Origin of the sequence: Rhodococcus sp. W8901, assembly GCF_013348805.1 — a bacterium.
Lineage (GTDB): Bacteria > Actinomycetota > Actinomycetes > Mycobacteriales > Mycobacteriaceae > Prescottella.
Window position 1 is genome coordinate 724,689 of record NZ_CP054690.1, and the last position, 21,231, is coordinate 745,919.

At 69.5% G+C, this 21,231-nt stretch carries 21 protein-coding genes, 1 pseudogene and 1 riboswitch; of the genes and pseudogenes, 14 read left to right on the forward strand and 8 right to left on the reverse strand.

Annotated features, from left to right (window positions below; translation table 11 throughout):
* The first annotated feature begins 28 nt into the window (after positions 1 to 28).
* Positions 29 to 679 carry a GntR family transcriptional regulator gene (locus HUN07_RS03330; RefSeq protein WP_174907908.1) on the forward strand — a complete coding sequence of 217 codons (651 nt, stop codon included), beginning with the start codon at positions 29 to 31 and terminating at the stop codon, positions 677 to 679.
* Positions 676 to 1,959, forward strand: a complete 1,284-nt coding sequence (locus HUN07_RS03335; protein WP_174907910.1) for an MFS transporter — start codon at positions 676 to 678, stop codon at positions 1,957 to 1,959. The genes HUN07_RS03330 and HUN07_RS03335 overlap by 4 nt, the downstream gene beginning before the upstream one ends.
* Here the strand turns inward: HUN07_RS03335 and HUN07_RS03340 are convergent.
* A complete protein-coding gene (locus HUN07_RS03340) occupies positions 1,945 to 3,261 on the reverse strand; it encodes a M1 family metallopeptidase (RefSeq protein WP_174914392.1) in 1,317 nt (438 codons plus the stop codon). The genes HUN07_RS03335 and HUN07_RS03340 overlap by 15 nt on opposite strands.
* A complete protein-coding gene (locus tag HUN07_RS03345) occupies positions 3,258 to 7,139 on the reverse strand; it encodes a Pls/PosA family non-ribosomal peptide synthetase (RefSeq protein ID WP_174907912.1) in 3,882 nt (1,293 codons plus the stop codon). Before HUN07_RS03345 ends, HUN07_RS03340 begins: the two co-directional genes overlap by 4 nt.
* 255 nt (positions 7,140 to 7,394) lie before the next feature.
* Between HUN07_RS03345 and HUN07_RS03350 the strand changes: the two genes are divergently transcribed.
* The 5 genes and pseudogenes from HUN07_RS03350 to HUN07_RS03365 all read left to right on the forward strand — a co-directional run bounded on the left by HUN07_RS03350 (position 7,395) and on the right by HUN07_RS03365 (position 11,617).
* Positions 7,395 to 8,099: a YciI family protein gene (locus HUN07_RS03350; protein WP_174907914.1), complete on the forward strand. Its 705-nt coding sequence runs from the start codon at positions 7,395 to 7,397 to the stop codon at positions 8,097 to 8,099.
* 4 nt (positions 8,100 to 8,103) lie between these two features.
* Positions 8,104 to 9,228 (forward strand): annotated as a pseudogene (locus tag HUN07_RS03355) (RNA polymerase sigma factor).
* A 71-nt stretch (positions 9,229 to 9,299) separates the two neighbouring features.
* Positions 9,300 to 9,414, forward strand: a riboswitch (SAM riboswitch).
* Positions 9,415 to 9,467: 53 nt separating this feature from the next.
* A complete protein-coding gene (locus HUN07_RS03360) occupies positions 9,468 to 10,787 on the forward strand; it encodes an aminotransferase class V-fold PLP-dependent enzyme (protein WP_174907916.1) in 1,320 nt (439 codons plus the stop codon).
* A gap of 69 nt (positions 10,788 to 10,856) precedes the next feature.
* Positions 10,857 to 10,940, forward strand: a complete 84-nt coding sequence (locus HUN07_RS27355) for a putative leader peptide (protein ID WP_368077044.1) — start codon at positions 10,857 to 10,859, stop codon at positions 10,938 to 10,940.
* 41 nt (positions 10,941 to 10,981) lie between these two features.
* Complete coding sequence (locus tag HUN07_RS03365) at positions 10,982 to 11,617, forward strand: hypothetical protein (protein WP_174907918.1); 636 nt, start codon at positions 10,982 to 10,984, stop codon at positions 11,615 to 11,617.
* A 10-nt stretch (positions 11,618 to 11,627) separates the two neighbouring features.
* On the opposite strand, the gene HUN07_RS03370 is transcribed toward HUN07_RS03365, so the two are convergent.
* On the reverse strand, positions 11,628 to 12,386 hold the full coding sequence (locus HUN07_RS03370) for a methyltransferase domain-containing protein (RefSeq protein WP_174907920.1): 759 nt from the start codon (positions 12,384 to 12,386) through the stop codon (positions 11,628 to 11,630).
* A 20-nt stretch (positions 12,387 to 12,406) separates the two neighbouring features.
* The gene (locus HUN07_RS03375; protein ID WP_174907922.1) at positions 12,407 to 13,192 is read right to left on the reverse strand and encodes an oxidoreductase; all 786 of its coding nucleotides are present in this window, start codon (positions 13,190 to 13,192) and stop codon (positions 12,407 to 12,409) included.
* A 243-nt stretch (positions 13,193 to 13,435) separates the two neighbouring features.
* Here HUN07_RS03375 and HUN07_RS03380 point away from each other — a divergent pair, with 243 nt between their 5' ends.
* From HUN07_RS03380 to HUN07_RS03390, 3 genes are read left to right on the forward strand one after another with little or no spacing between them, the layout of a single operon-like run.
* Positions 13,436 to 14,365, forward strand: a complete 930-nt coding sequence (locus tag HUN07_RS03380) for an ABC transporter ATP-binding protein (protein ID WP_174907924.1) — start codon at positions 13,436 to 13,438, stop codon at positions 14,363 to 14,365.
* A complete protein-coding gene (locus tag HUN07_RS03385) occupies positions 14,362 to 15,213 on the forward strand; it encodes an ABC transporter permease (protein WP_174907925.1) in 852 nt (283 codons plus the stop codon). The genes HUN07_RS03380 and HUN07_RS03385 overlap by 4 nt, the downstream gene beginning before the upstream one ends.
* Positions 15,203 to 15,445, forward strand: coding sequence for a helix-turn-helix transcriptional regulator (locus tag HUN07_RS03390; protein WP_174907927.1), 243 nt, complete (start codon positions 15,203 to 15,205; stop codon positions 15,443 to 15,445). The genes HUN07_RS03385 and HUN07_RS03390 overlap by 11 nt, the downstream gene beginning before the upstream one ends.
* Before the next feature lie 70 nt (positions 15,446 to 15,515).
* Here the strand turns inward: HUN07_RS03390 and HUN07_RS03395 are convergent, their stop codons facing one another.
* The 3 genes from HUN07_RS03395 to HUN07_RS03405 form a co-directional block, all read right to left on the reverse strand.
* Positions 15,516 to 16,064 carry a flavin reductase family protein gene (locus tag HUN07_RS03395; RefSeq protein ID WP_174907929.1) on the reverse strand — a complete coding sequence of 183 codons (549 nt, stop codon included), beginning with the start codon at positions 16,062 to 16,064 and terminating at the stop codon, positions 15,516 to 15,518.
* A gap of 73 nt (positions 16,065 to 16,137) precedes the next feature.
* Entirely contained in the window at positions 16,138 to 16,662 is a 525-nt protein-coding gene (locus tag HUN07_RS03400) for a YbaK/EbsC family protein (RefSeq protein ID WP_174907931.1), read from the reverse strand.
* A 15-nt stretch (positions 16,663 to 16,677) separates the two neighbouring features.
* On the reverse strand, positions 16,678 to 17,778 hold the full coding sequence (locus HUN07_RS03405; protein ID WP_441346797.1) for a hypothetical protein: 1,101 nt from the start codon (positions 17,776 to 17,778) through the stop codon (positions 16,678 to 16,680).
* Between the two features lie 128 nt (positions 17,779 to 17,906).
* On the opposite strand from HUN07_RS03405, the gene HUN07_RS03410 reads away from it, so the two are divergent.
* Positions 17,907 to 18,482 carry a TetR/AcrR family transcriptional regulator gene (locus HUN07_RS03410; RefSeq protein ID WP_174914395.1) on the forward strand — a complete coding sequence of 192 codons (576 nt, stop codon included), beginning with the start codon at positions 17,907 to 17,909 and terminating at the stop codon, positions 18,480 to 18,482.
* On the opposite strand, the gene HUN07_RS03415 is transcribed toward HUN07_RS03410, so the two are convergent.
* Positions 18,476 to 18,997, reverse strand: coding sequence for a 2-oxo-4-hydroxy-4-carboxy-5-ureidoimidazoline decarboxylase (locus tag HUN07_RS03415; RefSeq protein WP_174907933.1), 522 nt, complete (start codon positions 18,995 to 18,997; stop codon positions 18,476 to 18,478). The two genes, HUN07_RS03410 and HUN07_RS03415, sit on opposite strands and share 7 nt — an antisense overlap.
* Positions 18,998 to 19,482: 485 nt before the next feature.
* Between HUN07_RS03415 and HUN07_RS03420 the strand changes: the two genes are divergently transcribed.
* Genes HUN07_RS03420 through HUN07_RS03430 form a run of 3 tightly spaced genes read left to right on the forward strand, consistent with a single transcriptional unit; the run spans position 19,483 to position 21,201 of the window.
* Positions 19,483 to 19,848, forward strand: a complete 366-nt coding sequence (locus HUN07_RS03420) for a glyoxalase superfamily protein (RefSeq protein WP_174907935.1) — start codon at positions 19,483 to 19,485, stop codon at positions 19,846 to 19,848.
* Between the two features lie 38 nt (positions 19,849 to 19,886).
* Positions 19,887 to 20,324 (forward strand): carboxymuconolactone decarboxylase family protein, encoded by a 438-nt coding sequence (locus HUN07_RS03425; RefSeq protein WP_174907937.1) that lies wholly within the window; start codon positions 19,887 to 19,889, stop codon positions 20,322 to 20,324.
* A gap of 46 nt (positions 20,325 to 20,370) precedes the next feature.
* On the forward strand, positions 20,371 to 21,201 hold the full coding sequence (locus HUN07_RS03430; RefSeq protein WP_114723453.1) for a crotonase/enoyl-CoA hydratase family protein: 831 nt from the start codon (positions 20,371 to 20,373) through the stop codon (positions 21,199 to 21,201).
* Positions 21,202 to 21,231: the final 30 nt, after the last annotated feature.

A 21,231-nucleotide genomic window follows, 5' to 3' on the forward strand; every position in this document is an offset into this window, starting at 1 on the left:
TCCTTCGCAAGGCGTATAAATACATCTTGTGTCTAAGTTGTATTCGGCTGCCGAGCTCGCGTACCGCGAGGTGAAGGAACTCATCCTGTCCGGGGAGCTCCCGGGCGGTGAGCTGATCAGCGAGGGCGAGATCGCCACGCGGATGGGCTCGAGTCGGACGCCGGTACGTGAGGCGTTCCTGCGGCTCGAGGCCGAGGGCTGGATGCGGCTGTACCCGAAGCGCGGTGCGCTGATCGTGCCCGTCGCGGAGGGGGAGGCTGAGCACGTCGTCGATGCGCGTCTGCTCATCGAGGTCCATGCCGCGCAGGTCGCCGCCGCGAGCCCGCGTACCCGAGAGGCGCTGGTCGCGGCGCTGCGGGCCAATCTGGAGGAGCAGCGCGACACGGCCGCGCAGGGGGATGCCGCGCGGTTCAGCACGCTGGATGCCAACTTCCACCGCGCGCTGGTGCGCGCCGGCGGCAACCCGCTGCTCGAGAGTTTCTACGACGGTCTGCGCGAGCGGCAACGCCGGATGACCGCGCATTCCCTGGCTCGGGATCCCGACCAGATCACCAAGATCGTCGACGATCACACCCGCCTGGCGGACCTGATCGAGGCCGGTGATGCCGAGGGCTTCGCGTCGGCTGTCGGACGACACATGCGTGAGGTGCACTCACTGGGGAACGGAGGGATCCGATGACCGCGGTCGACGAGTCCACCACCACCACCGCGTCGGCGAAGCCGACCCGGACGCGGTCCTGGGCGCTGGTGGCCGCGGGCATGTTCGCCGTCGCGTGGGGCGGCAACGAGTTCACCCCGTTGCTGGTGATGTACAAGCTCGATCACGGTTTCACGCAGGTCGTCGTCGACACCTTTCTGTTCGCGTACGTGTTCGGCATCGTTCCGGCGCTGCTGATCGGCGGACCGCTGTCGGATCGACTCGGTCGGCGGGCGCTGATGCTGCCCGCGCCGTTCATCGCGGTGGCCGGGTCGCTGGTGCTGGCGTCCGCGCCCGATTCGGCACCGATGCTGATCGTGGGTCGCATCCTGTCCGGTGTGGCGCTCGGCCTCGGCATGGCCGTCGGCGGCAGTTGGGTCAAGGAACTCTCGAGTCCGGAATACGACCCGAAGGCCGGGCCGGGGTCGGGTGCGCGACGGGCCGCGATGAGCCTGACCGCCGGATTCGGTGTCGGCGCCGGCATCGCCGGTGTGCTCGCGCAGTGGGGGCCGTGGCCCAGTGCGTTCCCGTACGCGGTGCACATCGCGATCGCGTTGGCCGCGGGCATCGCGATGCTGCGCGCACCGGAGACCCGGGCGGCGGTGCCGAGGGCCGACCGCGGACGACTGGCCGCCGATCTGAAGATCCCGTCCGCCGGACACCGCCGGTTCCTGTACGTCGCGGCGCCGGTGGCGCCGTGGGTGTTCGGTGCGGCCGCGTCGGCGTATGCGGTGCTGCCCGCGCTGATGACGTCGCGCAGCGGTGGGGCGCCCATCGCGTTCTCGGCGCTGCTGTGCGTGATCGGACTCGGATCCGGGTTCGCGATCCAGGCCGTCGGCCGTCGGATCGACACCCCGCTGAACGCGCGGGCCGTCGCGGTGGCGCTCGCGGTCCTGGTCGCGGGCATGTCGCTCGCAGCCGTCGCATCCAGTGCGTTGACGGTGCCGCTCGCGATGATTGCGGCCGCGGTCCTCGGCTGTGGCTACGGCATGGCGCTGGTGTCGGGGCTGCAGGAGATCCAGCGGATCGCCGGCCCGGACGATCTCGCCGGTCTCACCGCGGTCTTCTACTCGCTGAGCTACCTCGGGTTCGCCGTGCCCGCGGTGATGGCGGTGATCGCCGAGACCAACCCGGCGCTGACGTACCCGATGATGTTCGTGATCGGCGCGATCGTGGCCGCCGCGAGCCTCGTCCTGGTCGTCGTGAAGTGGCGTGCGGACCTGCCGGCGGCGGTCGCCGCGGAGGCGTCAGAGCGCCGGTAGCGGCTTCGCCGCGAGCCACGCGTCCCACAGCGGGCGCAGCGGCTTGTCGGTGAAATGCGCTGCCAGGTCGGTGAACTGCTCGGTGGAGACCGTCGAGTGCCGGTACTTCGCGGTCCACTTCTGCAGCAGCGCGAAGAAGGCGTCGTCGCCGATCTGCCGCCGCAACGCATGCAGGGTGAGGGCGCCGCGCTTGTAGATGCGGTCGTCGAACATCAGCCGCGGTCCGGGATCGCCGAGCAGGATGTCCTGCGGTTTACCGGCGAGCCCGCGGTGCGCCTGCTGCGCGTGGGTGTGGGCGTCGGGGCCACCGGAGTTCTCCGACCAGAGCCACTCGGCGTAGCAGGCGAAACCCTCGTGCAGCCAGATGTCCTTCCACATGCCGAGGGTGAGGCTGTTGCCGAACCACTGGTGCGCAAGCTCGTGCGCGACAAGACGTTCGGAGCCGCGTACGCCGTCGCAATGGTTGGCGCCGAAGATCGACAGGCCCTGCGCCTCGATCGGGATCTCCAGTTCGTCGCCGGTCACGACCACGGAGTAGTCCTCGAACGGGTAGGGGCCGAAGAGCCTCTCGAAGACGTCCATCATCTCGGGCTGCCGGGCGAAGTCGTGGTCGAACGGCACCCGCAGTTCCTTGGGGTGCAGTGCGTGGATCGGCACCCTGCCGTGGCCGACGCGTCGGCGCTCGTACGGTCCGATCTGGATGGTCGCCAGGTAGCTCGACATCGGCTCGGCCTGCTCGTACACCCACGTGGTGTGGCTCGCGCGGGTCTGCTTCCTGACCAGCGTCCCGTTCGCGACGGCGTGGTACGGCGAGTCGGTGGTGATCGAGATGTTGTAGCTGGCTTTGGAACTCGGATGGTCGTCGCACGGGAACCACGACGCGGCGCCGTTGGGCTGGCTCGCGACGAGGGACCCCTCGTCCAGCTCCTCCCAGCCGACGTCGCCCCACATGGTGACGATCGGTTCGGGGTTGCCCCCGTACTGGACGGTGATCGCGAGCAGGCCGCCCGCGGGGATCTTCTGCGCCGGAGTGATCGTGAGCTTGCCGCCGCGGTGCGTGTACTTGGCCCCGCGGCCACCGTTGACCGACACCTTCGACACCTGCATCGTCTGCGCGAGATCGAGCGAGAACTTGCCTCGGACGTCGGTGGTGGTGGCCGTGATCGACGCCTTGCCGGACAACCGGTTGCTGGGGACCTTGTACGTGAGGTCGAGTTCGTATCGGGAGACCCGGTAGCCGCGGTTGCCGTTCTGCGGCAGGTACGGATCGATCGGTTCCTCGTAGAACTTGCCGGGCTTCATCGAGTACCCCCGTTCGTCGTCGAATCCGGCCACGGTGCAATCGGATTGCCCTGCCAGCGGGTGGACGGCGGGACGGTGTCGCCGCGCATCACGAGCGAGGCCGGGCCGACGGTGGCGCCGTCGCCCAGTCCCGCGGCGGGCAGTGCGACACAGTGCGGCCCGAGGGTGGCGCCGGCGCCCAGCGTGACGGTGTCCATGGACATGATCCGATCATGGAACAGGTGCGTCTGCACGACGCACCCTCGCTCGACGGTGGCGCCGTCGCCGAGGGTCACCAGGTCGGCCTCGGGCAGCCAGTACGTCTCGCACCACACGCCGCGGCCGATCGTCGCGCCGAGTCCGCGCAGCCATACGTTCATCACCGCGGTGCCGTTGGCGGCCCGCGCGAACCACGGTGCGGCAACGGTTTCGACGAACGCGTCGGACACCTCGTTGCGCCACACGAACGAACTCCACAGCGGATGTTCGACCGCGCCGATCCGGCCGACGACCAGCCACTTGGCCGCCACCGATACCGCGCCGGCGACGGCGCCCGCGATCATCAGGACCACGCCGCCGCCGAGCGCCGCGAGAGCGAACCCGCCGACCGACACCAGCCACGCGAGGGCGAACAGGACGCCGAGACCGATCCCGAACGTCACCATCACCGGGATCAGCCGGCACGTCTCGACCACCGCGCGGGCGATCTTGAGCCGCAGCGGCGGGGCGAACGTGCGGGACGCGTCGGACTCGGTGGCCGCCCGGCGCAGCCGCACCGGCGGGCTGCCCAGCCACGACGATCCCGACTTCGCCTTGCTGGGCGCTGCGGACAGCACCGCGACGAGGCCGTTCTTGGGCACGCGTCGGCCCGGGCCGGCCATGCCGGAGTTGCCGAGGAACGCGCGCTTGCCGACCTTCGCGGGCTCGACCCGCATCCACCCGCCGCCGAGTTCGTAACTCGCGACCATGGTGTCGTCGGCGAGGAATGCGCCGTCGGCGACGGTGGTGAACTTCGGCAGCACCAGCGCCGTCGAGATCTCGGTGTTGCGGCCGACCTTGGCGCCGAGCAGTCGCAGCCAGAGCGGCGTGAGCAGGCTCGCGTACAGCGGGAACAGGAAGGTGCGGGCCGAGTCCATGAGCCGCTCGGTGGCCCAGACCTGCCAGCCGACCCGGCTTCGGACGGGGTGGTAGCCCTCGGTGAGTCCGATCGACAGCAGCCGCACCGCGATCACCGTCAGCGCGGCGAAGACGAACAGCGACAGAACCGTCGCGACCGGCAGGATCGCCAGGGACCACAGGGCCGCATCCCCGAGGTCGGCGGCGTCGCGGATCCACCAGCCGACGAGCAGGATGCCGACGGCGAGGCCGAAGATCGGCATGCCCGCCAGCACCACGGACGTGACGCCGAAGATCGGCACCCAGTGCGGGGCGCGGCGCGGTGTGTGGTCGGGCCACGGGTGCGTCGCCTTGCCCACCTTCACCGCCGGGGACCCGGCCCAGTGCTGCTCGGCCTTGACCTTCCCGAACACCGCCGAGCCGGGCGCGACCTCGGCGCCGCGGCCGATCCGGGCGCCGGGCAACAGCGTGGAGCGGGCGCCGACGGTGGCGCCGTCGCCGATCCGGATCTCACCGATGTGCACGACGTCGCCGTCGATCCAGTGCCCGGACAGGTCCACTTCGGGTTCGACCGAGCAGCCGTCGCCGAGTACGAGCATGCCCGTGACCGGTGGCAGGGTGTGCAGGTCGACGCCGTTACCCACCCGCGCGCCGAGGGCGCGCGCGAAGTACAGCATCCACGGCGCACCCGACAGGTTGTCGGCACCGCTGGCCTCGACCAGGCGCAGCGCGATCCACAGCCGCAGGTGTTCGCTGCCGCCGCGTCGATAGGTGCCCGGATTCAGGCCGCGCAGCAGCGTGCGCGCCCCGAGTACCGCGATGCCCATCCGTCCCAGCGGGGTGATGAACAGGAAGAAGGCGAGCGCCACCCACCACCACGACAGTGTCGGTGCCCACGGCACATCCAGCCACGACAGCACGTTGCCGGCGATCGCCAGCCACGTGACCCACTGCAGACCCGTGAGCGTCGTGAGCGGCACCGTGGCCGCGATCTGCGCGAGCTGCGCGCGCAGCGGCGTCGGCGCGACGTGGCGCGGTTCGACGGTCTCGGTGGGGGAGAGTTCGTCGAGGAAGCCGGCGAGCGAGCCGAGCCGCGGATGGTCGTACAGCTGGGCGACGGTGATCTCGGGGAAGCGCTCGCGCAGCGCCGTGACGAGCTGCGCCGCGGACAGTGAGCCGCCGCCCATCTCGAAGAAGTCGTCGTCGGGGCCGGTGACACCCGCGCCGAGGATCGACGCCCACAGCCCGGCGACCCAGGCGGCGGTGCCGTCGAGGCTGAGGGCCGGATCGACCGTGTCTTCGCGGGCACCGGGCAGCGGCCACGGCAGCGCGTTCCGATCGACCTTGCCCGACGTACGCGTGGGCAGCTCGTCGACCAGCGCGAGCCGCGGCACCAGGGCCGCGGGCAGCTGCTCGGCCAGCTGGTCCCGCGCCGCCCTGACGTCGAAGTCCGGATCGGTGCTCGCGAGGTACCCGACGAGGACAGAGGTGCCCGCCGCGGTCTTGCGGACCGCGGCCGCGGCGCCGCTGACGCCGGGCAGGTTCTGCAGCGCGTTGTCGACCTCGCCCAGTTCGATGCGCCGGCCACCCAGCTTCACCTGGTCGTCGGCGCGGCCCTGGAACAGCAGACCGGCCGTGTCGAGGCGGACCAGGTCGCCGCTGCGGTACGCGCGGTCCCAGCCCAGGGTCGGCATCGGCGCGTACTTCTCGGCGTCCTTCGCCGGGTCGAGGTACCGGGCGAGCCCGACACCCCCGATGACGAGTTCGCCCACGTCGCCCTCGGCGACCGGTTCGCCGGCCCCGTCGACCACGGCGAGGTCCCAGCCGTCGAGCGGCAGCCCGATCCGGACCGGGCCGGTGCCGTCCATGAGCGCGCCGCACGCGACGACGGTGGCCTCGGTGGGCCCGTACGTGTTCCACACCTCGCGTCCGGGCACCGCGAGCCGCTCGGCCAGGTCCGGCGGGCAGGCCTCGCCGCCGAAGATCAACAACCGCACGGCCTCGAGCGCCTCGGCCGGCCACAGCGCCGCGAGCGTGGGGACGGTGGAGACGACCGTGACATCGCGCGAGACCAGCCACGGGCCGAGATCCATGCCGCTGCGCACCAGCGAGCGCGGTGCCGGCACCAGGGCGGCGCCGTGCCGCCACGCCAGCCACATCTCCTCGCACGACGCGTCGAACGCCACCGACAGGCCCGCGAGGACGCGATCCTCGGGCCCGATCGGGCTGTCCTGCAGGAACATCCGAGCCTCGGCGTCGACGAACGCCGCGGCGTTGCGGTGCGTGACCGCGACCCCCTTCGGGGTGCCGGTGGAGCCGGACGTGAAGATGATCCAGGCGTCGTCGTCGGGGGTCGGACGACGGACCTCCGGGGCTGCCGCACGCGCAGGTGCGGTGCCGGGTTGCACGCCGTCGGCGGTGAGGATCGCCGCCACCTGCGCCTCCCCGAACACCAGGTCGGCGCGCTCGTCGGGATCGTCGGCGTCCACCGGCACGTACGCCGCGCCGGCCGCGAGCACCGACAGGATCGCGACGTACAGGTCGCGGGAGCCCGACGGCATCCGGACACCCACCCGATCGCCCGCGCCGACGCCGGCATCGGCGAGCCAGCGGGCGCCCGTCTCCAGTTGCCCGATCAGTTCGCGGTACGTCAGAGGCAGGTGGCCGTCGTCGATCGCCGTGGCCTCCGGGTACGCCTCGGCAGTTGCGGTGAGGATGTCGATGAGCGTGCGTGGCGCGGGCGCGAGCGCGGACCGGAGCATCTCGGCGGGTATCCGGTGCATCCGGTGCGGATCAGTCTGGTTTGTCGATGGCTGGGCAGACAATCCGGGGCGTCCCTCTCTGGTCCTGGCTGTGCGGGCACCTGGTTGTCTCACGACCAGGTGTCCGGCTGATGAACACGCTCCGACGGCGTGGACATCCTCCAGGGGTCGGTTCTTCGTGACGATTCTCCACCGGTTGTGTCGAAATCGGCGCGTCGCGCACGTCGTGTTGACGAAAGTGGGGTGAAGGGCCCCGCATCGTCGGAAGGAGACGACATGTACTACCTGGCATTGCTGGCAGCGGAGGAGGACGGTCGCACCTCGATCCCGGGCACCGATGAGCACAAGGCGTCGATGGCGCGGCACCAGGAGTTCTGGACCAAGGCGCAGGAGGCCGTTGCCGGTGGCGGGCTGTATCCCTCCAGTGAGGGAGCGGCCATTCGGCACGACGGCGGACGCACCCTCGTCGCCGACGGCCCGTTCACCGACGCCGCCGAGGTCGTGCGCGGGTACTACGTGTTCGACGCCGCCGACCTCGACGCCGCGCTGAGCCTGGTGCGGCAGATCCCCGAGGTCTCGACCGGGCACGTGGAGCTGTGGCCGATGGTGTTCTGGAATTCGGTGGACGAACCGAATGACACGTGGTGGGCTGCGCTGCTGCGTGAACCTCTCGGGTCCGCCAACGAACCGGGGTCGGCCGAGTGGGACGCGCGCGTGGCCGAACATCAGCGGTTCGGCGAGATCGCGGGCGACCGGATCAAGGGTTCCGGGGCGCTGTATCAGCCGGCGTCGGCAACGACCGTACGACTGCGCGACGGGGAAATGCTGCTGACGGACGGGCCGTTCACCGAGGCCAACGAGATCGCGAACGGTCTCTACGTGCTGTCCGCGCCCGATCAGGAGACCGCGGTGGCGCTGGCCTCGCAGATCCCGCTCGGGCCCAAGGGGTGCGTCGAACTCCGGCAGATCGTCGCCGAGTGAGCGCATGACCTCCGAGGCGGCGACGGTGGCACTGACGCGCGTGTTCCGGGAGGAATCCGGGCGGGCGCTGGCCACCGTCGCCCGACTGGTCGGGGACATCGAGATCGCCGAGGACGCGGTGCAGGATGCGTTCACGGAGGCGCTGCGGACGTGGCCCGTCGACGGCGCCCCGCAAACCGGGGGCATGGATCACGACGGTCGCCCGGAACCGCGCGATCGACCGGCTGCGGCTGATCTTCACGTGTTGCCATCCGGCGTTGTCCGCACCGTCACAGGTGGCGCTGACGCTGCGGCTGGTGTGTGGGCTGACCACGCCCGCGCGTTCATGCAGCCGGGGCCCACCGTCGGGCAGCGGCTGAGTCGGGCGAAGGCGAAGATCCGGACCGCGGGCATCCCACTGCGGGTGCCGTCCGACGGCCTGCTCCCCGAACGTCTGCCCGCCGTGCTCGCATGCGTCTATCTCGTTTTCACGGAAGGGTATTCGGCCACCGCAGGTGATGCGAGCGTGCGCGGCGAGCTGTGTGACGAGTCGCTGCGGCTCGGTCGTCTGCTGTGTGAACTGATGCCCGACGCGCCGGAGGTCTGGGGGCTCACGTCCCTGATGTGCCTGCAGGACAGTCGCCGCCGCGCACGCGTCGACAGTTCCGGCGAAGCCGTTCCGCTCGACGAGCAGGACCGTGGCCGATGGGATCGGTCTCGGATCTCGGAAGGATTGGCGCGCTTGATCGTTGCCCGCGCGGGCGGTGGCGGGCGCTATACCGTCGAGGCCTCCATCGCCGCGGCACACGCCGTCGCTCCCACCTTCGCCGATACCGACTGGTCTGCGATCGTCGCCGCCTACGACCGTCTCCTCGGGTTCGGACAATCCCCCGCCGTGCAACTGAATCGGGCTGTCGCAGTGAGATTTCGGGATGGGCCCGAGGCCGGAATCGTCGCGGTGGACGAGATCGGGGGAGTGGGTGCGGCCGGGTTCGATCACACGGTGGCCGCGGTGCGCGCCGACCTGCTGCGCCGCTCCGGCCGGCGCCGAGACGCCGTCGCCGAGTATCGGCGCGCGGCGTCCTCGGCGCGGACCGCGTCGTCGCGACGATTCCTCGAACGGCGCCTCGCCGAACTCGGCGAGATGTGACCACCGTCTCGTTCCGGAAGGGTTGACGATGGGTTGACATGGCGCGGACGCCTCTGCCATTCTCGTTGCCAGGTCACGAGTACCAGCGTCAAGCCCCGGCTAGCTGGTCGGCAACCCTCCAACCGCGGTGGGGTGCTCCGGGTGACGACCAGGCTGTCGGCCACAAGGCCGCGGCAAGCGCGGACTCCGATGGCGTCAACTCTCATCGCCGACGAGTCCTGAACTCGAAGGATGTCGTGATGACTGCTGTACTGACTGCCGATACCTGCTGCGCCACCGCCCCGATTGCTCGGGTGTCGGGCTGTGACCTGCAGGTTCCGCTTGTCGGGGGTGGAACCTGCACCTATGCGAACTTCGACTACGCGGCCAGCGCGCCGGCCCTGGCGCAGGTCACCGACCGGGTCCAGGAACTGCTGCCCTTCTACGCAAGCGTGCATCGCGGCGCCGGCTACGCCTCCCGCGTGAGCACCGAGGCCTACGAGAACGCCCGCGGATCGGTGGAGCGCTTTGTCGGAGCCGACACCGACCAGGTCGTCGTCTTCACCCGCAACACCACCGACTCGCTCAACCTGCTCGCGAACTGCGTGCCCGGCGATGTCGTCGTCCTCGACATCGAGCACCATGCAAACCTGTTGCCGTGGAAGAACTCCCGCATCGTCGAGGCTGCCGACACGGTCGCCGAGACGATCCGTCGCCTGGTCGCCGAACTGTGCGCCAAGCCCGCCGCGCTGCTCGCGATCACCGGGGCCTCCAACGTCACCGGTGAGGTGCTGCCGATCGCCGAACTGGCCGACATCGCGCACCGCTGCGGCGCCCGGATCCTCGTCGACGGCGCGCAGTTGACCCCGCACCGCCGCGTGAACCTCGCCGAGTGCGGCGTCGACTACCTGGCCTTCTCCGGCCACAAGCTGTACGCACCCTTCGGTGCGGGCGTACTGGTCGGCCGCCGTGACTGGCTCGACGACGCGCAGCCGTACCTCGCCGGTGGCGGCGCTGTCCGCGAGGTGACGATCGACGAGACCTGCTGGGCGCCCGCCCCCGCCCGCCACGAGGCCGGCAGCCCCAACGTCCTCGGTGTCGCCGCGCTCGCGGCCGCGTGTGACGCGCTGTCCGCCTTGGACTTCGACCGTGTCGTCGAGCACGAGCGTGTGCTGTCGACCCGCCTCGCGGACGGCCTCGCGGAGATCGACGGTGTGCACCTGCTGCGCCTGTGGTCGGATGCGCCGGACAGCGTCGGCATCGTCACCTTCACGATCGACGGCTTCGAGCCGGGCCGGATCGCCGCGTTCCTGTCCGCCGAACACGGAATCGGCGTGCGCGACGGCCGCTTCTGCGCTCACCCGCTGCTCAGCCGCATCGGCCACGCCGGCGGTGCCGTGCGTGCCAGCCTCGGGCTGGGCACCAGCTCGGCCGACGTCGAGCGCCTGATCGCGGCCGTCCGCCAGCTCGCCGCCGGCGAGGAGACCTGGAACTACGGCAAGACCGATGGACTGTGGAACCCGGTCCCCGAGACCCGCGGGTTCTCCGGGCGGACCTCCGGCGCCGCCGAGTGCGTGTAGACGGCACGTCCGAAATCGCCGTGATTCGAACTGTGGTGGGGACGCGAAGGGACGGCTAGCGTGACGCACATGGAGTCGACGAACACGGGCGGTCAATGGTCCCGCCGGCACGTCGACCTGTGCCGCACCTCGTCCGGCATGTGTACGCGCTGATCGCTCCGCGCCCTGTACCTGCCTTCCTGCGAGGAATTGCCATGTCCGAGAACTTCTTTGCCTCCGTCTCCTCGGCCGCGCACCGTCGCCCACTCCGCGTCGCCGTCGAACTGACCGGTGCGGGACACCACCCGGCCGCAGCCCGTATCGCCGGCAACGTCCCGCTCACCGGCCCCGACTACTGGGTCGACCTGACCGTCGGCCCCGATGACCTCGACCTGGCCGCGCAGCCGCCCGTCGTCTACCGGGTCCAGGCATCAGATCTGCGCGAGGCACAGCAGACCCGGACCCGGATCCGAGCCGAGGTGGCCGCCGAGGGGCGCGACCCCGACGGCATCACCGTGCTGGTCGATGTCGAGACGCTCCTTGCCGTCGATTCCCGAAGCGCGCGTTCCGAACTCGCGTTGCTCGACGAGACCCTCGGAGTGCCCCACCTGCCGACGTCGTTGTCCTACATCGGGACCGCCGACGGCCTCGCGAGCCTGATCGCCGACATCCACGCCGCCGACGTCGCGGACGGGGTGACGCTGGTGCCGCTCGCACTCCCGAGGGTGCTCGAGCGTGTGGTCGACGGCACGCTGCCGTGGCTCGAACGCCGCGGGCTCGTCGCCGCGTCCGAGACCGCCGACGAGGCGCTGGCCAAGTTCGGGCTGCATCGTCCCGCACGCGCGTCCTGAGACCGCTCCGTCAGTCCGGCTTGCGGGCCTCGATGAGAAATCGGGTGGAATGGGCGACGAACGACCCCTCCGCGCGGATGTGTCGGTCGAGGTCCCGCAACCGGTCACGGCAGGCGTCGACCGTGAAGCCCGGAACTATCCAGATCACCTTCCGTAGGAAGTAGACCACCGTTCCGATGTCGAAGAACTCCATGCGCAGTCGCTCGAAACGCAGATCCATGATCTCGAGCCCGGCGGCGCACGCCTCGGACGCGGCCGTGTCCGGATGCCTCGATCGCCGCGCCGCGGGTTGCGGACCGAGGAAGAACTCGGCGAGTTCGAAGACGCTCTCGTGACCCACGTGCTGGGCCAGATAGGTTCCGCCGGGGACGAGCACCCGCGCGATGTCCGGCCACGACACGGTATTGGGATGTCGGCTGCTGACCAGATCGAAGGCGTTGTCCGCGAACGGTAGTGGTGGCTCGTCCGAGGCCGCGACCACCACCACACCCAACGGGTGCAGCACCGCGGTGGCCTTCGCGAGGTTGGGCGGCCAGGACTCCGTCGCGGCCATCGTCGGGGGAATCGCGCCGGCGCCCGCGAGAACCTCCCCTCCGCCGGTCTCGATATCGAGTGCAGCCGTCGCTCGTGCGAGGCGCTCGCCCAGCAGGCGCTGATAGCCCCACGACGGGCGCTGTTCGGTGGCGCGGCCGTCGAGCCAGGAGAATTCCCAGCCGTCGACCGATGCGGCCTCGGCTTCGGCAACCAGACTGTCGAAGGTGCGCTCCATGTCCGTGATTGTCCCAGTGCTCACAGCGTTTTGATCAGCCCGCCGTCGATGACGACGTCGGCCCCGGTGATGTTGCCGGCCCTCTCGCTCGCGAGGTACAGCACCAGATCCGCCACCTCGTCGGGGCGGGTGAAGCGTCCGGTCTCGGACCCTGCGGCGGCGGCCTCGACGACCGCCTCCGCCGTGCTGCCGCTGACCCGGGCCACGGTGGACGCGACCCCGTCGTCGGCGAGCCACAGCGCAGTGGTGACCGGTCCGGGGCTGACCGTGTTGACCCGAATCTTCTGACCGGCAACCTCTTTGGAAAGCGATTTGCAGAAGTTGGTGAGTGCGGCCTTCGCGGCGGAGTAGTCGACCACCCCGGGATCGGGCAGGAACGCGTTGACCGAGCTGACGGTCACGACGGCCCCGCCGCCGCGCCGGACGAGTTGGGGGAGCGCGGCGCGGGTGGTCCGCACCGCGGACAGGAACGTCAGGGTCAGCGATGCCAGCCAGTCCTCATCGGAGATGCTCGCGAATCCGCCGGTCCGCGGCGTCACGGCGCCGGCGTTGTTGACGAGGATGTCCACGCCGCCGCGCTCGGTGGCCGCCTCGATCAGGGTCGCCGGGCCCTCGGCCGTGGACAGGTCACACGGAACGAACGTGACGTTGCCGTCGTTCTCCAGCGACTCGATTTCCGCAGTGCGAGTGCGTGATCCGGCGACGACGTGAGTGCCCTCGGATGCCAGGGCTGTGGTCACCGCAAGCCCGATGCCCTTGCTCGCGCCCGTGACGACGGCGGTCTTGCCGGCCAGGTGCAGGTCCATGACTTCTCGATCCCGTGGATCGGATGTGGTCGGCTCAATGCTACTGCCGGTCTCTGCGCGGGATCGCGGATCGGCACGGATCCCGGGCATAGAGCTGCCACGCCATCCCCATCTCCATGTTGTGTGCGGTCCCGGGTCTCGACGTCCTCGTGCCCGTTTCGAGAGGATTCGACGAAGCACTATCGCTGCAGAATGTAGTAGGTATGCTACAAATCATCGAAGGATCGTGACTGGGGAGGGTTCATGGCTTTGAGTAACGACGTTGTTCTCGACGTCGGCGCGTTGCGAATGCGCTACGCCGACGTCGATGTTCTGCGCGACGTGGCATTCCAGGCGCGGCGCGGCGAGGTGCTGGTCATGCTCGGCCCGAACGGCGCGGGCAAGACGACCACGATCGAGATCCTGGAAGGCTTCCGCAGACGCTCGGCGGGCCGCGTCGCCGTCCTGGGCGCCGATCCCGAACACGGCGACGAACAGTGGCGATCCCGGATCGGTGTCGTCCTCCAGTCCTGGCGCGACCACGCCAAGTGGCGGGTACACGAACTGCTCGACCATCTCGGCGCGTTCTACCGCCCCTATCTCGCGGAGCGATCTCGCGAGCCCTGGGACACAGACGAACTCATCGCCCTGGTCGGGCTCACCGCGCAGGCGGACGCGAAGGTCGCCGCACTGTCCGGTGGTCAGCGCCGCAGGCTGGACGTGGCGATCGGCATCGTGGGCCGTCCGGAACTGCTGTTCATGGACGAGCCGACCGCGGGCTTCGACCCCGCGGCCCGCCGGGACTTCCACGACCTGGTGCACCGCCTGTCCGATCTCGAGAACACGACGGTGCTGCTCACCACCCACGACCTCGACGAGGCGGAGAAGATCGCCGACCGGATCCTGATCCTGGCGGGCGGCCGCATCATCGCCGACGGTTCCGCCGACGAACTGTCACGCACGATCGCCGGCGAAGCCGAGGTGCGGTGGACCGTCGACGACCAGCGTTTCGTCCACACCACCACCGAGTCCACGAAGTTCGTCCACGAACTGTTCAAGCAGCACGGCGAGCGAATCGAGGACCTGGAGGTGCGCCGCGCCTCGTTGGAAGACACCTACATGACGCTGGTCCGTCGCCAGGAATCAGGCGAGGCCGAGGCCGCCGTCCACACACTCTCGGAGGTCGCACGATGAGCCCGACAGGTACCGCTGTCCGCGCCGGTTTCACCCGTGGATGGATCGAGTTCCGTCAGCTGTACACCAACGCCCCCGACCTCATCGGCCAGTTCGCGATGCCGGTGATCGCGCTCGCCGCGCTCTACCTGCTGCGGAACCGGGAGTACGCGGGCAGCGATCTCTCGATCGCCGAGCTGGCACTGCCCGGCCTCATCGGCAGCATCATCGCGTTCAATGGCGTGTTCGCGATAACCAACGTGCTGGTGCTCGACCGGGAGGACGGCACACTGCTGCGGGCCAAGGCGGCACCCAACGGCATGATCGGCTATTTCATCGGCAAGATCCTTTCCGCGTCCGGATCGGTTCTGGTGCAGGTGGCCATCGTGATGGCGGCGGGGATGGTGATCATCGGCGGGTCTTCGCTGGACGGGGTGGGCGCGTGGACGACCTTCGTCTGGGTGGTGCTGCTCGGCCTGCTCGCCACGCTGCCGGCCGGGGCGATCCTCGGCGGCGTCCTCGAAGGTCCGCGCGCCACCTTCCTGCTGACGATGCCGATGATGGCGCTCGTCGCCATCTCGGGCATCTTCTATCCGATCACCGCACTGCCCGGCTGGCTCCAGGGCGTGGGTCAGGCGTTCCCGATCTACTGGGTCGGCCTGGGCATGCGTTCGGCGCTGCTGCCCGACGACGCGGCCGCGATCGAGATCGGCCAGTCCTGGCGGCACCTCGAGACGGCCGCGGTGCTGGGCGTTTGGGCGGTCGCGGGGCTGCTGATCGCGCCGGTAGTGTTGCGACGCATGGCGCGTCACGAATCAGGATCGAGCATGGCCGAGCGGCGGGACAAGGCGATGCAGCGTGCCTTCTGAAGTCATCTACAACCGGATCGCGATGCTGCGCGCCGAGCGGGGGATATCGCGGCGGGAACTGGCCGAGGCGCTCGGCGTGCACTATCAGACCGTCGGCTACCTCGAGCGCGGCGAATACAGTCCCAGCCTGCATCTGGCGTTGCGGATCGCCGCCTACTTCGACGTGGCGGTGGAGGTCGTGTTCTCCACCGAACCCTTTCCCCGACTGGGGTCGGCCGCCGAAACGGCGTGACGCTCCGGCCCGTGAACGGCTCCGGCCAGGCTCGTCGTGGACGAGCCTGGCCGGAACTCTGTCGAAGCGTCTAGTCGAGCGGTGCGGCGCGGTGGTAGCGGCCCTCGTGGTACAGCAGCGGAGCGGCCGCGGCCTCGTCGTCGTTCTCGTTGTGGATGCGGGTGATCAGGCCGATCACGAGGGTGTGATCGCCCGCGGGGATGAGCTGGTGGACCGTGGTGCGCATCCAGATCGGGGTGCCGTGCAGCACCGGCTCGCCCGTCTCGAGGCGGGACCACAGTGACTCGTCGCTGAAACGCTGGTCGGCGCTGCGTGAGAAGCGCTGCGACAGGTGCTGCTGGTGCTCGCCCAGCAGGTGCACGACGATCGAATCGGCGGCCTGCAGCGCGTTGATGCTCGACGAGTTCAGCGCGATGTTGAACGAGATCAGCGGCGGATTCATCGACAGCGACGCGAACGACGTCGCGGTGAAGCCGACCGGACCGGACTCCGAGTCGAGGGTGACGATCGTGACGCCGGCCGGGTGGCGGCGCATGGCCGCCTTGTACTCGTCGTTGCCGATGCCCTCCTCGCTCGGGACGACGGTGAGGTCGGGCGCATTCTCGACGTGCTGTGACAAGGCATTCTCCGATTCGGACCTGATTGACTGCCGTCACTATAGGGCCGGGCTCACAGACCAGGCATGCTTACGCTCACTCAGCGGGCAACTGGTTTTCGTGTCCCATCGCGGCGTCCTCGGCCGGTCGGCCCATGTCGACGGCCAGACCCGCCGTCACCCGCAGCAACTCCGGGAAGGTGGTCCGGAAGACCGTGTCCGGGTGCCCGGCCGCCGCCCACAGATCCGGATGGCCGGCCAGGGCGCTGTCGAGGTAGGTGGGCAGATTGGTGGGATGCCCCAGCGGCGCGACCCCGCCGATCGGTTGGCCGGTGACCTCCCGGACCACGTCGAGCGGGGCCCGCGACAGCGTGCCCTGCAGACGGACGCCCGTGGCGGCCACGTCCACCTCGTGCGCCCCCGACACCAGCAGCAGCACCGGTTCGTCGTCGAGCAGGAACACCAGCGACTTGACGATGGCACCGAGTTGCACGCCCAGCGCCTCCGCCGCCTCCGCGGCACTGTGCGTCGGCGCGGGCTGGGTGACGATGACCCCGTGGTGTCCGCGCGCGATCAGCGTGTCGGCGACGTGCGCCGCATTGGGATGCAGCAGCCTGGGCATGTTCTCAGGGTAGGACTAACTCGCGGCATGGGTAGGCGTATGCGTGAGCGAAGTCCGGGTCCGGCGTGTTCGCCGCGCGGTGAAGCCGAGCAGCATCGCCGCACCGACCGCGGCGTACAGCGCGAGGGCGAGCGCCGGCTGGCCGAGACCGACGTTGTCGAAGTACACGATGCTGCGCACACCCTCGGTGCCCGCGCCGGGGGTGATCCACTGCCCGATCGCGGCGTAGAAGCTGGGAATCACGTTCGCGCCGAATGCGCCACCCGCGCTCGGATTGCCCAACACCACGAACACCGCGATCGCGAGCGGGACCGCGAGAATGCCCACCGCGGCCCGCAGTCCGAGCGTGAACAGCGCCGTCGCGAACACCACGCCCGTGCCCAGCAGCCACAGCGGGAACCAGTGTCCGGCAAACGTTCCCAGCAGGTGCGTCGTGATCAGCGCGCCCAGGGCGCCCGACACCACCGAATAGCCGAACAGGACCGCGATGTGCGTCCACGCCTGACGCATCGTCGACGGCGCTCCGATGATGAGGCCGATCGCCGCGGCCAGCAGGTAGCCGCCGACGACCCAGCCGATCGACAGGTAGAAGCCCGAGAGCCCGCGGTTGTCGTGGGCGCCGACGGGGATCTCGTCGCGCACCACCAGCTGCCGGTCCTGATCCGCCGCGACCCGGTCGAAGACCGCCTCGAGCGCGGATGCGATCGAGCTGCCACCGGCGCTCGCGGTGATCAGGGTGTCCGTTCCGCTCGGGTCGATGACGTATGCGCCCTGGATCTCGCGGTCCCGCAGCAGGCGTCGGACCTCCGAGGTGTCGGACGCGACGCGTGCGTCCAGCGGATGTCCGTCGAGCGCGTTCAGCTTGTCCACCGACTGCTGTCCGACGCCCTCCGGGATGCCGCGGGCCGTGACGACGGCGACCGTGATGTCCCGTGGCGTCGGCTGATGGAACGCGGCGACGTAACTGAGGATGAAGCCGAGCTGCAGCGCCAGGACGCCGATGACCAGCGCGGCCATGACCTTGCCGCTGCCGAACCGCTCGAGCGGGCTGCGGTGCGCGGGCGGGGGCGTGGCGGTTGCCGCGGGGATGGTCGGTGTCTCGGTCGATGTGGTCACGGGCGTCCTCGAAGTCTGGGTGGGCCCCGGCGGTCTTGTCGATACCGCGGGTATTGAATACCGTAGGTATCGTGACTGGTAGTCGTCAAGACGAGGTGGCCGCAACGGCGCGTCCGGCCCGGGATGTGGTGCGCGGACGCATTCTGGACGCGGCCGCCGACGAGTTCGCCGAACGCGGCTTCGCCGCCGCCCGCCTCGCCGAGATCGCGCGTCGGGCAGGGTTCACGAAGGGCGCGGTGTACTCGAACTTCGAGTCCAAGCAGGACCTGTTCGCGGAGCTGTTCGCACAGCGGTCCCTCGAACTCGCCGGCCGGGTCCTCGCCGAGATCTCCGGACTCGACCCCGCCGACGCGGTGGGCAAGGGCGGCGCGGAGGTGGCGTCGGCCCTCATCGCGGATCCGGGATGGTCGCTGCTGGTCCTCGAGTTCGGGGTCCAAGCGGGCCGCGACCCGAACATCAAACAGGCCTATCTACGCGAACGCCGTTATCTGCGCGGCAAACTCGTCGAACTGATCGGCGACCGCGCCCGCGAGTGGGGCGTCGACCTCGACGTGCGGACCACCGCGATCTCGTTGATGGCGCTCATCTCCGGCCTGGTCCTCGAGCACTCCGTCGATCCCGAGGAAGTGGACCAGCGCGCGATGGGCGCCGCCGTGACCGCGCTGTTCGCCGGCGCCGTCGCCCGGGCCACCCGTCGTCAGTAGTCCGGGAACCCGCCCTCCGGTCCGAGCATCCGTTCGAGCCGCGTGCGGGTGATCGTCGCGAGCTCCGCGGTGCGGACATCACGCTCGGTCTCGAGATCGTGGCTCATCCGGGCCGCGAGATTCGCCAGCAGTGCGCGCCCGTCCCGGCCGTCGGCGCACCAGACGTACCGGAACCCGAACCGCTCCTCGTACGCGGAACCGGCCTCGTCGAGCATGCCCATCGAGGCCGCGTCCTCGACCCACACCGCGCACTGCTCCCGATACGACTGCAGGCTCCGGGCCCGGGACCCGATCCGGGGGTGGCCCTGCAGGACCTGCTGGATCTCCTGCTCGGGCAGGATTCGCAGTTCCTTCTCCGCTCGGCTCAGCAGATCGGTGTGCGTGGCATACGCGCGGCCGTCGGCCAGGCGGGCCGACCACGGCAGGCTGGAACAGCACTCGAACAGTGCGTGCACCGCGCGTCGGCGCGGCAGGTCGTTGAACCGGTCCAGGCCGATTCCCTGGTGCATCAGCATGCGCATCCTCCGCTCGGCGTCGCGGACGTGCCCGTGCGGGCAGTTCGATCATCCGCCGTTCGCGGGCGGGAACCGGCCGGTCGGCGCTGATGTTTGCACACAATTAACGAGTCGCACCGGATTGTGCGGATTCGGTGACGATCGAACCGCCGGTCTGGTCCAGCCGGGTCCACTCGGCGAAACCAAATCGCGCGGTGCGCTTGCTTGCTGCGATGCGCAGGATGTCGTCGAGGTCGAAACCGTGGAACGCGGCGATTCCGAGCTGCGGTCAGTTGCCGCACCACCGGCGTCTCTCCGTTCGAACGGATGATCTCCGGGATTCGACCTCTCACAAGCTTGCCCAAGACCGATCTGCCTCCTTCGTGCGCCTTGCCCCGGTAGTTCTTCAGGCGGGCACCGACAGAGGAATCACGAGTCGGGCGCACCGGTTCCCTCGAACGGGGAGAATCGAATGCGTCCGTCCACGCCTGGGGCAGGAGGACTTCATGCGCGTCACCCGTATCACCGCCAATCTTCGTGTGCCCGACGTCGATGCTGCCAAACGCTTCTACACGGACTACCTCGGGTTGAGCACCGAGGAATTCGACATGGGCTGGGTCGCTCGTTGCACCGCGCCGGGCACCGGGGCGAGCGTCCAGCTCGTCACGAAAGATGCTTCCGCTCCTGAGGATTCGGTCGTATCGGTTCACATCGACGACGTGGACGCGGCATACGCGGAAGCGCAGGAGCACGGTTACGAGATCGTGTACCCGCTGACCACCGAGCCGTGGGGAGTTCGCAGATTCTTCGTCCGAGCACCGGACGGCAACATTCTGAATATCGTGAGACATCGGGAAGGGCCACATCGGTAACGACCCCGTCGGACGTGCCTGCGTCGAAAGGAATCCGCATGAGCTCCGTGAACCTCAGCAAGCAGCACCCGGACGCGTACAAGCAGTTGGGCGCCTTGAACGCGCGGGCCGAAACGGCCGTGCAGGAGTCGGGGCTGGACCAGCTGCTGGCCGAACTGGTCAAGATCCGCGTCTCGCAGATCAACGGCTGCGCGTTCTGTCTGCGCATGCACACCCGCGACGCCATCTCGAAGGGGGAGACCAGCGATCGTCTGGCGGTCGTGGCGGCGTGGTGGGAGTCGCAGTACTTCAGTGCGCGGGAGCGCGCCGCCCTGGCCCTGGCGGAACAGGTCACCCGGCTCTCGGTCCCGGACACACGTACGTGGGACGACGGATCCCTGACCGCCGAGCAGGCGTCGGCGGTCAGCTGGCTCGCCGTCGTGATGAATGCGTGGAACAGGGTCGCGATCACCAGCCACTACCCGGTTGCCCCCTGACGACCGGGTCTTCGCCTGCCCGAGCCGCAAAGGTTACTCTCGAGTAATGACGGAAAAGCAGAGCTGGAAGGCGTTCACAGTCGAGCGCAAGGACCACGTCGCCCAGGTGACGCTCATCGGCCCCGGCAAGGGCAATGCGATGGGCCCGGACTTCTGGGAGGAACTGCCCGACATCTTTGCCGAACTCGACGCCGACCCCGAGGTCCGTGCCGTCGTGCTCGCCGGATCTGGTAAGCACTTCTCCTTCGGCCTGGACCTGCCCGCGATGAGCGGCGGCTTCGGCGCCGTCCTCGCCGACAAGGCCCAGGCCGGACCTCGTACCGATTTCCACAACCTCATCAAGCGGATGCAGTCCGGCATCAACGCCGTCGCGGACTGCCGCAAGCCCGTCGTCGCCGCGATCCAGGGCTGGTGCATCGGCGGCGGCGTCGACCTGATCTCGGCCGCCGACATCCGATACGCGAGCGCCGACGCCAAGTTCAGCATCCGCGAGGTCAAGGTGGCCATCGTCGCCGACATGGGCAGTTTCGCCCGCCTGCCCGCGATCATCGGTGACGGGCACCTGCGTGAGCTCGCGCTGACCGGCAAGGACATCGACGCCGCCCGCGCGGAGAAGATCGGTCTGGTCAACGACGTGTTCGAGGACGCCGACGCGGTCCTGGCCGCGGCTCACGCGACCGCCGCCGACATCGCGGCGAACCCGCCGCTCGTGGTGCACGGCGTCAAGGACGTGCTCGACCACGGCCGTTCCGCGGCGGTGAACGACAGCCTGCGTTACGTGGCCGCGTGGAATGCGGCCTTCCTGCCGTCGGAAGACTTGACCGAGGCCATCACGGCGGTGTTCCAGAAGCGTCCGCCCGAGTTCAAGGGTCGCTAGGCTCGAAAGGCGTTTGCCACTGCAGTTGTG

Bases quoted from the DNA above. Each gene is read 5' to 3' on its own strand.
- HUN07_RS03335 (WP_174907910.1), top strand. From the start codon at position 676: ATGACCGCGGTCGACGAGTCCACCACCACCACCGCGTCGGCGAAGCCG.
- HUN07_RS03340 (WP_174914392.1), bottom strand. From the start codon at position 3,261: ATGAAGCCCGGCAAGTTCTACGAGGAACCGATCGATCCGTACCTGCCG.
- HUN07_RS03345 (WP_174907912.1), bottom strand. From the start codon at position 7,139: ATGCACCGGATACCCGCCGAGATGCTCCGGTCCGCGCTCGCGCCCGCG.
- HUN07_RS03350 (WP_174907914.1), top strand. From the start codon at position 7,395: ATGTACTACCTGGCATTGCTGGCAGCGGAGGAGGACGGTCGCACCTCG.
- HUN07_RS03360 (WP_174907916.1), top strand. From the start codon at position 9,468: ATGACTGCTGTACTGACTGCCGATACCTGCTGCGCCACCGCCCCGATT.
- HUN07_RS27355 (WP_368077044.1), top strand. From the start codon at position 10,857: ATGGAGTCGACGAACACGGGCGGTCAATGGTCCCGCCGGCACGTCGAC.
- HUN07_RS03365 (WP_174907918.1), top strand. From the start codon at position 10,982: ATGTCCGAGAACTTCTTTGCCTCCGTCTCCTCGGCCGCGCACCGTCGC.
- HUN07_RS03370 (WP_174907920.1), bottom strand. From the start codon at position 12,386: ATGGAGCGCACCTTCGACAGTCTGGTTGCCGAAGCCGAGGCCGCATCG.
- HUN07_RS03375 (WP_174907922.1), bottom strand. From the start codon at position 13,192: ATGGACCTGCACCTGGCCGGCAAGACCGCCGTCGTCACGGGCGCGAGC.
- HUN07_RS03380 (WP_174907924.1), top strand. From the start codon at position 13,436: ATGGCTTTGAGTAACGACGTTGTTCTCGACGTCGGCGCGTTGCGAATG.
- HUN07_RS03385 (WP_174907925.1), top strand. From the start codon at position 14,362: ATGAGCCCGACAGGTACCGCTGTCCGCGCCGGTTTCACCCGTGGATGG.
- HUN07_RS03400 (WP_174907931.1), bottom strand. From the start codon at position 16,662: ATGCCCAGGCTGCTGCATCCCAATGCGGCGCACGTCGCCGACACGCTG.
- HUN07_RS03415 (WP_174907933.1), bottom strand. From the start codon at position 18,997: ATGCTGATGCACCAGGGAATCGGCCTGGACCGGTTCAACGACCTGCCG.
- HUN07_RS03420 (WP_174907935.1), top strand. From the start codon at position 19,483: ATGCGCGTCACCCGTATCACCGCCAATCTTCGTGTGCCCGACGTCGAT.
- HUN07_RS03425 (WP_174907937.1), top strand. From the start codon at position 19,887: ATGAGCTCCGTGAACCTCAGCAAGCAGCACCCGGACGCGTACAAGCAG.
- HUN07_RS03430 (WP_114723453.1), top strand. From the start codon at position 20,371: ATGACGGAAAAGCAGAGCTGGAAGGCGTTCACAGTCGAGCGCAAGGAC.